The sequence below is a fragment of the Carboxylicivirga sp. M1479 genome, from assembly GCF_007097485.1.
In the GTDB taxonomy this organism is placed as follows: Bacteria; Bacteroidota; Bacteroidia; order Bacteroidales; family Marinilabiliaceae; genus Carboxylicivirga.
This window is the reverse complement of sequence record NZ_VKDE01000031.1, coordinates 20,149-33,491: the sequence shown is the minus strand read 5'-3', so window position 1 is coordinate 33,491 and position 13,343 is coordinate 20,149. Positions and strand designations below refer to the sequence as shown.

Genomic DNA, 13,343 nt, shown 5'->3' with positions numbered 1-13,343 from the left:
ACAATGGCATTACAGTGCGGAATCGTTGGCTTACCCAACGTAGGAAAATCAACCCTTTTTAATTGCTTATCAAACGCCAAAGCTCAGTCGGCTAACTTCCCTTTTTGTACCATTGAGCCAAATGTGGGTGTAATAACTGTGCCCGACGAGCGATTAGTTAAATTGGAAGAGTTAGTGAACCCGCAACGCGTGGTTCCAACAACTGTTGAAATTGTTGATATTGCAGGTTTGGTAAAAGGTGCCAGCAAGGGTGAAGGCTTGGGTAATAAGTTCTTAGCTAACATACGTGAAACAGATGCCATCATTCATGTTCTACGTTGTTTTGATGATGATAATGTGACCCATGTGGATGGATCAGTTGATCCAGTTAGAGATAAGGAGATTATCGATCTGGAGCTTCAATTCAAAGATTTAGAAACGGTTGATGCACGCCTTCAGAAAACTGAAAAAGTGGCCAAATCAGGTAAGGATTTGGATGCCAAAAAATTGGTTGAAGTACTACATCGCTATAAAGCAGCATTTGAAGATGGCAAATCGGCTCGTACAATTGAATTAACCGAGCAGGAAGAAAAAGTTACTAAAGACTTATATTTACTTACCAACAAACCAGTAATGTACGTTTGTAATGTAGATGAAGACTCGGTGCTGGAAGGTAACAAACATGTTGAGGCCTTACGCGAAGCTGTTAAAGAAGAAAATGCTGAGATTTTGATGATTGCTGCCAAGACAGAATCGGAGATTGCAGAGTTAGAAACATTCGAAGAGCGTCAGGAGTTTTTGGAAGACATGGGTTTAAAAGAATCTGGTGTAGCCAAGTTAATTCGTTCGGCCTACAAACTACTCGATCTTCAAACTTACTTTACTGCTGGAGAAAAAGAGGTACGTGCCTGGACTTTTCATCGTGGTTTCTTTGCTCCTCAGGCTGCTGGTGTTATCCACACCGACTTTGAAAAAGGCTTTATCCGTGCTGAGGTTATTAAGTACGATACCTTTGTTGAGTTAGGCTCTGAATTAGCCTGTAAAGAGGCCGGTAAAATGAGTGTAGAAGGAAAAGAATATGTAGTGCAGGATGGTGACATTATGCACTTCCGCTTTAACGTTTAAAAAAGACTGTAGACGCCTAGATCGCGAATAAAATTCGCTGTTAGAAGATAGACAATAAAACTACAACAGCCCGACAAATGTCGGGCTGTTGTAGTTTTATACCGATTAGTTAATGACCTTAGTGTTAAACTTGCTTTGCATTTAACACTGTCATTAATCGATCGGAATTAATAATCAAAATGATATTATTAGTAGGACTTGAATCTGGTCGTTCTAATTATGAGTTTGTTCTTTCAATTCGACAGTTTACCAATTCGACAACTCAAGATTAATCAATTTACAATCGAAATCCCATCAATAGAATATCATCTACCTGCTCATATTCGGTACCCATCCACTCTTCCATCTTCTGATGTAGAATCGCTTTCTGATCATCAATTGGCAGCTTGTGAATATTAAGTAAGAGGTGGCGAAAACGACGGTATTTAAACTTCTTACCCTCTGGCCCACCAAACTGATCGGCAAAACCATCGGAGAATAAATAGATGGCATCATTAGGATATACTTCTATCTCGTGATTAGAGTATGAAAGCTGCTTGGTATCGTCAGAGTAACCAATAGGGAAACGGTCGCCCTTTATGGTCATCAACTCATTATCCCGTATAATATACAGTGGATTCATGGCACCAGCAAAATGCAGAACCCTGCGCTCTTCATCGAGTTTAATAAGCGCCACATCCATACCATCGTCAACACTTTGCTTATTCAAACTTCCATCCTGACCATTCTTTTGAAAGGTTAGAGCCACCTCACGGCTTAACTGATCCAATATTCGGCCGGGACTATGCTCTTCCTGTATCTCAACAATTTTCTTTAACAAATCATATCCAATAATGGACATAAAAGCCCCAGGAACACCATGGCCAGTACAATCAACGGCAGCAAAAAACACCTGATGATCTTTACGATAAACCCAATAAAAATCACCACTCACAATATCTTTTGGACGATAATAGATGAACGACTCTGGCACAATCTTCTTCACCATTTCTTCAGATGGTATCATGGCCTCTTGAATACGCTTGGCATAACTAATACTATCCGTAAGGCTCTGGTGCACTCTTGACAAGGACTCTTTTTGAACTTCAATTCTTTTCTTATCCAAGGCCTTTTCATTAAGCGCCTTATATGCCTTTCGATAATTCCTTATTCGGTAATTAATTAGTGTTTGAATCAGCAGTATGCCAAAAATTAAATAAAAGGCATAAGCATAACCCGACATCCACAAAGGAGGAACAACATCAATCTCTAATTTCGCTTCGTTGTTACTTAAAACACCATCGTTATTGGCACCCTTTACACGCAAGGTATATTCTCCTGGTGATAGGTTAGAAAAATTAACAAAATTAGTATAAGTTACATCTCGCCATTCTTCATCGTGACCCTCTAACTTTATTCGATAGGTATTGGCCGAAGGATAAGTGTATTCCAAAGCTGCAAAAGACACTCTGATCATGGTATTTCGTCTATACAACACCTCAATCTTTTCCAATTCCCCTTCATACGAATCCTGTATACGACCCTTTCTGAAAACCTTTACATCGTTAACCACTACCTTTGGCTTGTTAATATTAGTGGGCACATCCTGAGAATCAATAATTGTTAAACCTTTGTCACCACCAAAAAACAATTGATTATCCATGTATTTGCACGATGCTCCTACATTAAAATTATAATCAGGTACACCATCGCTATTATTGTAGTGGAAGGGTGGGGTTCCAGGTATTATTGAAGATATACCAATACCAGTACTAACCCAAATTCGGTTGTAATCATCTATCTCAACAGCATATACCTTTCCACTCAATAAATCATCATCCATCCAAAAGGATGTGGTCTTTGCATTTTTATCAAAGTATGATAGTCCAGAGTGCGTACCTATAACAATCTTATCATGATCTTCTGCAAATGCGGAAATTATGTTGTGACTTAACACCTTATCTTTTCCATCCTGATTACGAATGCTTTCAAAAGTACGACTGACCACATTATAAATGTTAATACCATTATTGGTTCCAATCCAAATTTGCCCTTCTTCATCCTCAAACAGCACATTCACTTCATCATCACATAAGCTATAATCAGCATCACTATCTGACCAATAACTCACAATTTTATTTCCATCAAATCGATACAAACCAAACTGACTGGCAAACCACATATGCCCCAATCTATCTTCTATAATATCGTTAATCACATTGGTTTTTAACAGATATCTAAAGTCGCTACTCAAAGTATAATCATACTCATGTATACGCTGACTGCCTGCAAGCATTTTAAAGATACCTTCGTCGGTTCCAAACCACATGTTACCTTTTGAATCTTTGTAAATACAGTTTACATCAGGGTCATTTTTATCGACATACGCAGGATAAATAGTATAATGCTTAAACTGTTTTGTATCACGATTTATTCGATAAATACCTTTTTGTGCCGTACCTAACCATAGATTGTTTTCATCATCTACAAACACCGAATTAAAATCGTAACAATCTATGGGGTATTCCATATCATCGTTCACAGAGATAGATGAAAACTTCGACGGCTTTTGATCAATCTTGAATAAACCATCCTGTTCGGTACCGAGCCATAATAACCCACTAGCATCAACAAGTATAGCTGTTATCTTACGCAATGGATCAATAAACTGCTGACTGACTTCATAATGAAGATAATCATCGTAAGGCGCATGCGAGTACATTAAGCCATTAGCTGTTGCTAACCAAATCTTACCATCATCACAAGCATACATGGTATTAATGCCCTCGACATTACGTTGATTTGTTTTCTTATAAACCTGGTTGATTACACCGTTATTAATATCATACTTCCACAGCCCTTCTTCTGATCCAGCTAACAAAATTGTATCCGACACAACAACTAGACTACTAACTTCTACTTGCTTATCCAGCTTACCTGCCTCTATACGATGCAGCACATCGTCTTCCTTATTAATACATTGAATACCATCTTTTGAGCCAAACCACACTTTACCAATTGTGGAAGCAACGGAATAAGATGAACTGTTTCCTTTCTTTAGAACAGATGAATAATGATCGTACTTTGTAAACTCCTTGGTCTGATGATTAATCTTCGCTATGGCATTACGCGTTTTAGTCCACACATAATCGCCGATAGACTGCATGCCATAAACACCATTTTCACGTAAACCTTTAAATAAATCCGACTCTTTACCAATATTTAAAAAGGTACCAGTTTCACGTTGCCAGACGGCAATCCCACTATTTCGTGTACCAATCCAAATATTACCATCCGGTGTTTCAATAATTGATTGAATATAATTACCAACAATAGTACTATCGATCAAAGGATGATGGCGATAAATAGCAAAACCATAACCGTCATAACGATTGAGTCCATCAGATGTACCAACCCAAATATAACCTCTACTATCTTGGAACAAAGTAGTGATATGACTATTAGATAAGCCCTCTTTAATTGTAAACCTATCAACAGATAATCGATTACTTTGCGCACTGGATAAAGTAGCACATACAACTAGCAGAATAATAACTGCTTTGTACCTACAACCGCCATTACATCGAAAAGAATGACCAAATAACCTTTGAATCAACACACTCATTGTTGATAAAAGTAATAAAAAACAACTGATCTTTTACGGTTAGATGATTAATAAAGACATTAGCAATGAAAAAAAACTTTGGAGCGAAACATCCCCTCAATTCTAAGGCAAAAAAAAGAGGCCTAAGCCTCTTTAAAATATTTATTTTTGATAATTAACTTTATCAACGAACCACTTGAGGTTCTGCGACTTTGGTCGTTCAATTGGCAATCCATATAATCGATCCCAAATTAATTGAGTTAATACACCTAAAGATCTTGACACTCCAAATAAAACTGTATAAATAGGATATTCAGTTATACCGAAAGATGACAACAAGGATCCACTAATTGCATCAACATTTGGCCAAGGATTCTTAACTTTTCCTGTTTTCGATAACAAATCCGGCACCACATTGTAAATTTTATCCACCATTTGAATTAACGGAGCATTAGGGGCATACTTCTTAGCAAACTCAAGTTGCACCGTAAAGCGTGGATCCGTTTTCCTAAGCACGGCATGGCCATATCCAGGTATAACCTGTCCATTTTTAAGTGTCATTTCAGCGTATTCCTTTATTTGCGACTCGGTTGGGTTTTCACTACCAATTTCACGCATCATTTTATGAATCCAGTGCATTACATTTTGGTTAGCCATACCATGAAGAGGACCTGCTAAACCATTCATCCCTGCTGAAAAACTATAGTAAGGATTTGACAATGCTGAACCTACCAAGTGCGTAGCATGCGCCGATACATTACCTCCCTCATGATCGGCATGGATAACAGTATAAAGGCGCATTAATCGATGCACTTCATCGCTGTCATGCCCCATCATATGCGCTAAGTTAGCTGCCCAATCATGACTAGGATCAATCTCGATATACTGTTCATCGTGAAATACACGACGGTAAATATAGGCAGCAATAACGGGTAATCTAGCTATTAAATCCATAACACCTTCGTATGTAGGACTCCAATAGTCTTTCTTATCCATTCCTGTTAGGTAGGCCTTTCTAAATTGAGATTCTGTTGACATTGCTAAAATGGCAGTGTTAAACTGAATCATCGGGTGTGCGTCCTTAGGTAAGGCATTAATAACGTTAAACACATGCGACGGAATTCCTTGTGCCCGTTGTGCCCATTGCTCACTGATATGATTTACATCCTCTTTGGTTGGTAATTCACCCGTTAGCATCAGATAAAACAAACCTTCTGGCAATGGTTCACCACCTTCGTTTACTTTAGGCAGTAACTCTTGTAATTGAGGAATTGTATAGCCTCTGAATCGAATACCTTCATCAGCATCTAACTTTGATGTACAAGTTAGTAATGAAACCATACCTTTCATACCTGTTAACACTTGTCCAAGTGTCACATCTTGTATAACATCATCACCATGCTTTTTGAGTAAATCTTTAACCATTTCGGCCTTTGGTCGGCCAATCTCGAGAATTTTTTCCTTAATATAATCCATATTTAGTGAGCTGATAGAATTAATAATATGCTTCTGCGTGAGGTTAAGCTATTTTATAACGTCCAAGCTCCTAAATTGTTTAATGGCATTGAAGACAAAAAAAAGGCTGACCAAAAAATGGCCAGCCTATCTTATATCATATGGAAATATTACTATTTCTTCTGAACTTTAGCATATCCGTAAACAGCTCTTTCACCTAATTCTTCTTCAATGCGAAGTAATTGGTTGTATTTAGCCATACGGTCAGAACGACTTAAAGAACCAGTCTTGATTTGACCAGAGTTAGTAGCTACAGCAATATCGGCAATAGTTGAATCTTCAGTTTCACCTGAACGGTGAGAAGTTACTGAAGTATAACCTGCACGGTGAGCCATTTCAATAGCGTTCAATGTTTCAGTTAAAGTACCAATTTGGTTAACTTTGATAAGAATTGAGTTTGCAGCTCCTAATTCAATACCTTTCTTCAAGTAATCAACATTAGTTACGAATAAGTCATCACCAACTAACTGACACTTGTCTCCGATAGCATTGTATAAAGCTACCCATCCGTCCCAGTCATTCTCGTCCATTCCGTCTTCGATAGAATCGATTGGGAACTTCTCAACTAATTCAGCCATGTAAGCAGCTTGCTCCTGAGAGTTACGTTTGATACCGTTTGGCTCAAAAATGCTATAATCGTATACTCCATCTTTGAAAAATTCAGAAGAAGCACAGTCCATAGCGATTGAGATATCACCACAATCTTCTTTACGACCTGCTTTGTAACCAGCGTTTTTGATAGCAGTTAAGATACAGTCAATAGCTTCTTCAGTACCACCTAACATTGGTGCGAAACCACCTTCGTCACCTACTGCAGTAGATAAACCTTTACCTTTTAATACTTTTGCAAGAGCGTGGAATACTTCAGCACCCATGCGTAAACCTTCGCGGAAAGATGAAGCTCCAACTGGACGAATCATAAACTCCTGGAAAGCAATAGTAGCATCAGAGTGAGAACCACCGTTGATGATGTTCATCATTGGAACTGGTAAAGTAACAGCGTTTGTACCACCAATATATCGATACAAAGGCATACCTAAATACTCAGCAGCAGCACGTGCAGATGCTAAAGAAACACCTAAAATAGCGTTAGCGCCTAATTTGCTTTTTGTTTTAGTTCCGTCAAGCTCTAACATTTTATTATCGATAGCAACTTGCTCAAGAACGCTCATTCCAACTAATTCAGGAGCGATAACATCGTTTACGTTTTTAACAGCTGCTAAAACACCTTTACCTAAGTAACGACCTTTATCACCATCACGTAACTCTAAAGCTTCGTGCTCACCTGTTGAAGCACCAGAAGGTACTGCAGCACGTCCAACAAAACCACTTTCAAGTGTTACTTCAACTTCAATTGTAGGATTTCCTCGTGAATCAAGGATTTCGCGTGCATGAATGTTTGCAATTTGTCCCATAATAATATTTGTTTATGTATTGATTGATAATCTTCTAAAAAAAAGGGATAATGCTATTTCGCCATTATCCCCTTTTAAGCATTTTATGAAAAAAAGGAAAAACCATAGTCTTTCCTTTTTAATCAATGATTTATTCTTTTGATTCAGCTTCTGTAGAATCAGAGGCCTGCTCATTTGAAGTTTCATTCTGAGCAGGAGCTTCCGAAGCAACCGTAGCTTTTCTACGTCCGCGTCTTGTTCTCTTACCTGCTGTAGAGGTTTTCTTCTCGCTTAACATGTTTTCGTTATAGTCAACCAATTCGATCAAACACATTTCTGCGTTATCACCTAAACGGTTACCTAACTTTAAAATACGAGTATAACCTCCTGGTCTGTCAGCTACTTTTTCAGCAACCTCACCAAATAACTCCTTAACTGCAAACTTATCTTTTAAAGATGCAAATACAGTTCTTTGAGCGTGTGTACGTTCTTCAACAGTACTAAGCTCTTTTGTTTTAGTGATAAGAGGCTCCACATACATACGTAATGCTTTAGCCTTAGCAACGGTTGTTTTAATTCTTTTGTGAAGAATTAAAGACGAAGCCATGTTAGCTAACATCGCTTTACGATGTGCGCTCTTACGACCTAAATGATTAAATTTCTTTCTATGTCTCATCGCTATTATTCCTTGTCTAATTTATACTTTGCGGTATCCATTCCGAAAGTTAGTCCCATGTTGAGTAACAAATCGTCTAACTCAGTAAGTGACTTCTTACCGAAGTTACGGAACTTAAGTAAGTCGTTACGGTTAAATGTTACAAGTTCGCCAAGTGTTTCCACATCGGCCGCTTTTAAACAATTAAGCGCACGTACTGATAAGTCCATATCTACCAGCTTAGTTTTAAGAAGCTGACGCATGTGTAATACTTCTTCATCAAACTCTTCGTTGCCAAACTTCTCATCTGAGTCAAGAGTAATCTTTTCATCAGAGAATAACATGAAGTGATAAATCAATATTTTTGCGGCCTCTTTTAAGGCATCCTTAGGATGTATTGAACCATCTGACTCAATTTCCAAAACTAACTTTTCATAGTCAGTTTTTTGCTCTACACGATAGTTTTCAATCGCATACTTAACGTTGCGAATTGGAGTAAAGATTGAATCGATAGCAATTAAACCAAATTCTGCCTCAGCTGGTTTGTTTTCCTCAGAAGGAACATAACCTCTTCCCTTTTCAATGGTCAATACCATCTGCAGATTTACCTCTGGGTTCATCTTAGCAATTACTAACTCTGGGTTTAATACTTCAAACCCTGTCATGAATTGATTTAAATCACCAGCTGTAAACTCTTCTTTCCCTGAAATACTTACAGTCACAGTTTCCTGCTCTGTATCTTCTACCAAGTTTTTGAAGCGAACCTGCTTAAGATTAAGAACGATCTGGGTAACATCATTAATAACACCAGGGATGCTAGTGAATTCGTGATCTACGCCTTCGATCTTAACAGTTGTAATTGCGTATCCCTCTAAAGAGGACAACAATATTCTTCTTAAGGCATTTCCAACGGTAATACCATACCCTGGTTCAAGCGGACGAAATTCAAATTTGCCGAATTTTTCGTCGGCTTCCAGCATAATTACTTTATCTGGTTTTTGGAATGCTAATATTGCCATAAGAATTAATTATTTAGAATACAATTCAACAATCAACTGTTCTTTAATATTTTCAGGAATATCACTTCTTTCAGGTACATTCAAGAATTTACCTGCAAATGAATCTTGATCCCATTCTAACCAGGAATATTTATGCACACCTGTATTTGCCAAAGAGTTTGAAATAACTTCAAGCGATTTTGACTTTTCGCGAATACCCACAATCTGATCGGCTTTTACCTGATAAGAAGCGATATTGACGATTCCACCATCCACAACAATGTGACGGTGTGATACAAGCTGTCTTGCAGCTGCTCTTGTAGGAGCTATTCCCATACGATAAACAACGTTATCTAAACGAGATTCTAAAAAGCCTAGTAATACCTCACCTGTAATACCTTTGCTTCGAGAAGCTTTTTTAAACAGGTTACGGAATTGCTTTTCTAATACACCATAAGTGTATTTAGCTTTTTGCTTTTCTTTTAACTGTAATCCGTATTCGCTTGTTTTGCGTCTACGATTATTACCGTGTTGCCCAGGAGGAAAATTTCTTCTTTCGAAATTTTTATCCGGACCATAAATCGCTTCACCGAATTTACGGGCGATTTTTGTTTTTGGACCAATATATCTAGCCATTCTTCTAAATTTTTGATTTTAAATTTTTGATTTTAAATATTGAATATGGCAGCCGCTAGATTATAGAGAGGAGAAATAATCATATAACCAATTCTCGTATTCAAAATTTGCCATCAAAAACCTATGGTTAACAACTAGTCGAGTTATTAAACTCTTCTTCTTTTTGGAGGACGACATCCATTATGCGGTAGTGGTGTAACATCAACAATTTCTGTTACTTCAATACCTGCTGCGTGGATAGAACGAATCGCAGACTCGCGACCGTTTCCTGGCCCCTTAACATAAACTTTTACCTTTCTTAGTCCTAAATCGAATGCTACTTTTGAACAATCAGTAGCAGCCATTTGCGCAGCATAAGGTGTGTTCTTTTTAGAACCACGGAAACCCATTTTTCCTGCACTAGACCAAGAAATCACTTGACCATTTTGATTGGCCAATGTAATGATTATGTTATTGAAAGAGGAATGGATGTTAGCTTGACCAACAGCCTCCACTTTAACAACTCTCTTCTTTTGAGATCCTGACTTCTTTGCCATATCTTACTTATTATTTAGTGGCTTTCTTTTTATTTGCAACAGTTTTCTTCTTACCCTTACGAGTACGAGCATTGTTTTTAGTACACTGCCCACGCAATGGTAATCCGATACGGTGACGAATACCACGGTAACATCCAATATCCATCAATCGCTTGATGTTTAATTGAACCTCAGAACGTAATTCACCTTCAATTTTATAATTGTCGGAAATACTTTCACGAACAGCTTTAATTTGTTCGTCAGTCCAGTCTGAAACTTTCATATTAGCGTCAACGCCAACATTCTGAAGAATCTCTTGGGCACGGCTTCTACCTATTCCGAAGATATAAGTCAAAGCTATCTCACCTCTTTTGTTTGACGGTATGTCAACTCCAGCAATCCTTGCCATAATCTTATAATTTATCCTTGACGTTGTTTAAACTTGGGATTCTTTTTATTAATCACATACAAGCGCCCTTTGCGTTTTACGATTTTGCAATCGGCACTTCTTTTCTTTACAGATGCTCTAACCTTCATGATCAGTCACTTTATTATTTGTATCTATAGGAAATTCTTCCTTTTGTCAAATCATACGGAGACATCTCTACCTTTACTTTATCACCTGGTAAGATCTTAATATAATGCATACGCATTTTACCAGAGATATGTGCAGTAATGATGTGTCCGTTTTCCAATTCCACTCTAAACATGGCATTGGATAAGGCTTCAATGATTGTTCCGTCTTGTTCTATAGAGGCTTGTTTCGCCATAATTTCTATAACTTTTTATTTTTCAGACTGCAAAGATAATATTTCTTCTACAAATTTAAAACTAGAAAGTATATCAGCCTTACCTTTTCTTATTGCTACAGTATGTTCATAATGAGCAGACACTTTATTATCGATCGTTCTAATGGTCCATCCATCATCTTCCTGAACAATTTGGCGCTTGCCTAAATTGATCATTGGCTCGATAGCAATAACCATACCGGTCTTTAATTTAGTACCGTTTCCCTTTTTACCATAATTAGCCACTTCAGGCGCTTCATGTAAGTTTTTTCCTATTCCATGCCCTACCATTTCGCGAACAACGGTATAACCGAGATCCTCTGTGTAAGTTTGGATAGCATTACCTATATCACCTAAGCGGTTGTTTTCAATTGCTTGTTCAATGCCTTTATATAACGATTCTTTGGTAGCATCTAATAATGCTTTTACTTCAGGTGCAACTTGTCCAATTGGAAAAGTATAGGCTGAATCACCGTAAAAATCATTTAATAAAACCCCACAATCAACCGAAACAATATCCCCTTCTTGCAAAGGTTTATCACTTGGTATACCATGTACTACATGTTCATTAACGGAAGTACATAGTGTGTTAGGGAAACCCTGATAATTTAAAAAGGCAGGAGTACCTCCATTATCTCTAATGAAGGTCTCTGCTATTTTATCTAGCTCTAACGTAGAAACACCTGGCTTAATAGCCTTTGCAACTTCACCTAGCGTTTTAGCCACCAATTGGTTGCTAATGCGCATTAATTCAATTTCTTCGTCAGTCTTTAAATAAATCATGTCAATGATCGTATAACAACATTATAATGCAGCAGCTCCGCCACCGGATCTGCCCATAATTCTACCCGACTTCGTTAATCCGTCATAGTGTCTCATCAACAAATGACTTTCGATTTGCTGCAAAGTATCTAATACTACACCTACTAAAATTAGTAATGATGTACCACCAAAAAACTGTGCAAAACCTTGATCAACTCCAGCCATCATCGCAAAAGCAGGTAAGATTGCAACTAATGCAAGGAATACAGAACCCGGAAGCGTGATCTTAGACATTACTGAATCTAAGAATTCAACCGTTTTCTTACCTGGCTTAACACCTGGTATAAATCCTCCATTACGTTTCATATCTTCCGCCATTTGCGTTGGATTGATTGTAATAGCCGTATAGAAATAAGTAAATGCAATAATCATTAGGGCAAAGATCACATTATATCCTACCCCAGTAAAGTTGGCAAAAATAGACGCAAATCCACTTGCTACTTCACTATCTGCATAATTTGCAAACGTTACAGGTATAAACATAATTGCCTGAGCAAAAATGATTGGCATAACACCAGCTGCATTCACTTTTAATGGAATGTATTGACGAACGCCTCCGTACTGCTTATTACCAACAATTCGCTTTGCATACTGTACAGGAATACGACGAGTACCCTGAACTAAAGCGATTGTTCCAGCAAATACAAAGAACAACACAACAAACTCGATTAGCAACATAACCAAACCACCGCTTCCACTAGCAGCTTCCATTCTTGATATGAACTCGGCAAACATCGACTGAGGTAAGCGAGCAATAATACCAATCATGATGATTAGGGAAATACCGTTACCAATACCTTTATCGGTAATACGCTCACCTAACCACATCACGAACATTGTTCCGGCAGTTAAAATGATTGTACTAGTAACTGTAAACGCCCAACCTGTAGCTACAAAAGCCGCGTCTGGCAACTGATTGAAAAGGTTAGTTAAGTAACCTGGTGCTTGTACTACTAAAATCAAAACAGTCAAATAACGAGTTATCTGATTGATCTTTCTACGTCCACTTTCACCTTCCCTTTGAAGACGTTGAAAGTAAGGTACTGCTATTCCCATCAATTGAATGACGATAGAAGCAGAGATATATGGCATGATACCCAATGCAAAGATAGAAGCGTTAGAAAACGCACCTCCTGAGAACATATCGAGTAGGCCTAATACACCGTCCCTTGTTTGACTTTTTAGCGCACTTAGTTGCGTCGGATCAATACCAGGAAGCACAACAAAAGAACCTAACCTATAAATTAATAGTAGTCCAAATGTAGTTGTGATTCTGGATCTTAGATCCTCAATTTTCCAGATGTTGCGGATGGTTTCGAATAGTTTCATTCAA

13 protein-coding genes are annotated in these 13,343 nt (G+C 37.9%); 1 reads left to right on the top strand and 12 read right to left on the bottom strand.

What is annotated here, in order from left to right:
* Positions 1-3 precede the first annotated feature (3 nt).
* Positions 4-1,104: a redox-regulated ATPase YchF gene (gene ychF, locus FNN09_RS16755; RefSeq protein ID WP_143303634.1), complete on the top strand. Its 1,101-nt coding sequence runs from the start codon at positions 4-6 to the stop codon at positions 1,102-1,104.
* A 277-nt stretch (positions 1,105-1,381) separates the two neighbouring features.
* Here the strand turns inward: ychF and FNN09_RS16750 are convergent, their stop codons facing one another.
* From FNN09_RS16750 to secY, 12 genes are all read right to left on the bottom strand, one after another.
* Complete coding sequence (locus tag FNN09_RS16750) at positions 1,382-4,708, bottom strand: two-component regulator propeller domain-containing protein (RefSeq protein ID WP_143303633.1); 3,327 nt, start codon at positions 4,706-4,708, stop codon at positions 1,382-1,384.
* A gap of 141 nt (positions 4,709-4,849) precedes the next feature.
* Positions 4,850-6,163, bottom strand: coding sequence for a citrate (Si)-synthase (locus FNN09_RS16745; protein ID WP_143303632.1), 1,314 nt, complete (start codon positions 6,161-6,163; stop codon positions 4,850-4,852).
* A 152-nt stretch (positions 6,164-6,315) separates the two neighbouring features.
* A complete protein-coding gene (gene eno / locus FNN09_RS16740) occupies positions 6,316-7,617 on the bottom strand; it encodes a phosphopyruvate hydratase (RefSeq protein ID WP_143303631.1) in 1,302 nt (433 codons plus the stop codon).
* A 130-nt stretch (positions 7,618-7,747) separates the two neighbouring features.
* Positions 7,748-8,272: a 50S ribosomal protein L17 gene (gene rplQ, locus FNN09_RS16735; RefSeq protein WP_143303630.1), complete on the bottom strand. Its 525-nt coding sequence runs from the start codon at positions 8,270-8,272 to the stop codon at positions 7,748-7,750.
* A gap of 5 nt (positions 8,273-8,277) precedes the next feature.
* Positions 8,278-9,270, bottom strand: coding sequence for a DNA-directed RNA polymerase subunit alpha (locus FNN09_RS16730; RefSeq protein WP_143303629.1), 993 nt, complete (start codon positions 9,268-9,270; stop codon positions 8,278-8,280).
* A 9-nt stretch (positions 9,271-9,279) separates the two neighbouring features.
* Entirely contained in the window at positions 9,280-9,885 is a 606-nt protein-coding gene (gene rpsD, locus FNN09_RS16725) for a 30S ribosomal protein S4 (RefSeq protein ID WP_143303628.1), read from the bottom strand.
* Between the two features lie 146 nt (positions 9,886-10,031).
* Positions 10,032-10,421, bottom strand: coding sequence for a 30S ribosomal protein S11 (rpsK, locus tag FNN09_RS16720; protein ID WP_143303627.1), 390 nt, complete (start codon positions 10,419-10,421; stop codon positions 10,032-10,034).
* Between the two features lie 10 nt (positions 10,422-10,431).
* The gene (gene rpsM, locus FNN09_RS16715) at positions 10,432-10,809 is read right to left on the bottom strand and encodes a 30S ribosomal protein S13 (protein ID WP_143303626.1); all 378 of its coding nucleotides are present in this window, start codon (positions 10,807-10,809) and stop codon (positions 10,432-10,434) included.
* 11 nt (positions 10,810-10,820) lie between these two features.
* On the bottom strand, positions 10,821-10,937 hold the full coding sequence (gene ykgO, locus FNN09_RS16710; protein WP_071792536.1) for a type B 50S ribosomal protein L36: 117 nt from the start codon (positions 10,935-10,937) through the stop codon (positions 10,821-10,823).
* Between the two features lie 14 nt (positions 10,938-10,951).
* Positions 10,952-11,170, bottom strand: coding sequence for a translation initiation factor IF-1 (gene infA / locus FNN09_RS16705; RefSeq protein ID WP_143303625.1), 219 nt, complete (start codon positions 11,168-11,170; stop codon positions 10,952-10,954).
* A gap of 15 nt (positions 11,171-11,185) precedes the next feature.
* Complete coding sequence (gene map / locus FNN09_RS16700; RefSeq protein WP_143303624.1) at positions 11,186-11,971, bottom strand: type I methionyl aminopeptidase; 786 nt, start codon at positions 11,969-11,971, stop codon at positions 11,186-11,188.
* A gap of 21 nt (positions 11,972-11,992) precedes the next feature.
* Positions 11,993-13,339, bottom strand: a complete 1,347-nt coding sequence (secY, locus tag FNN09_RS16695; protein ID WP_143303623.1) for a preprotein translocase subunit SecY — start codon at positions 13,337-13,339, stop codon at positions 11,993-11,995.
* Positions 13,340-13,343 lie beyond the last annotated feature (4 nt).

What these genes read in the sequence shown, in the direction of transcription:
- ychF (WP_143303634.1), top strand. Translation starts at nt 4, where the DNA reads ATGGCATTACAGTGCGGAATCGTTGGCTTACCCAACGTAGGAAAATCA.
- FNN09_RS16745 (WP_143303632.1), bottom strand. Translation starts at nt 6,163, where the DNA reads ATGGATTATATTAAGGAAAAAATTCTCGAGATTGGCCGACCAAAGGCC.
- rplQ (WP_143303630.1), bottom strand. Translation starts at nt 8,272, where the DNA reads ATGAGACATAGAAAGAAATTTAATCATTTAGGTCGTAAGAGCGCACAT.
- ykgO (WP_071792536.1), bottom strand. Translation starts at nt 10,937, where the DNA reads ATGAAGGTTAGAGCATCTGTAAAGAAAAGAAGTGCCGATTGCAAAATC.
- rpsD (WP_143303628.1), bottom strand. Translation starts at nt 9,885, where the DNA reads ATGGCTAGATATATTGGTCCAAAAACAAAAATCGCCCGTAAATTCGGT.
- secY (WP_143303623.1), bottom strand. Translation starts at nt 13,339, where the DNA reads ATGAAACTATTCGAAACCATCCGCAACATCTGGAAAATTGAGGATCTA.
- FNN09_RS16750 (WP_143303633.1), bottom strand. Translation starts at nt 4,708, where the DNA reads ATGAGTGTGTTGATTCAAAGGTTATTTGGTCATTCTTTTCGATGTAAT.
- rpsK (WP_143303627.1), bottom strand. Translation starts at nt 10,421, where the DNA reads ATGGCAAAGAAGTCAGGATCTCAAAAGAAGAGAGTTGTTAAAGTGGAG.
- map (WP_143303624.1), bottom strand. Translation starts at nt 11,971, where the DNA reads ATGATTTATTTAAAGACTGACGAAGAAATTGAATTAATGCGCATTAGC.
- infA (WP_143303625.1), bottom strand. Translation starts at nt 11,170, where the DNA reads ATGGCGAAACAAGCCTCTATAGAACAAGACGGAACAATCATTGAAGCC.
- rpsM (WP_143303626.1), bottom strand. Translation starts at nt 10,809, where the DNA reads ATGGCAAGGATTGCTGGAGTTGACATACCGTCAAACAAAAGAGGTGAG.
- eno (WP_143303631.1), bottom strand. Translation starts at nt 7,617, where the DNA reads ATGGGACAAATTGCAAACATTCATGCACGCGAAATCCTTGATTCACGA.
- FNN09_RS16730 (WP_143303629.1), bottom strand. Translation starts at nt 9,270, where the DNA reads ATGGCAATATTAGCATTCCAAAAACCAGATAAAGTAATTATGCTGGAA.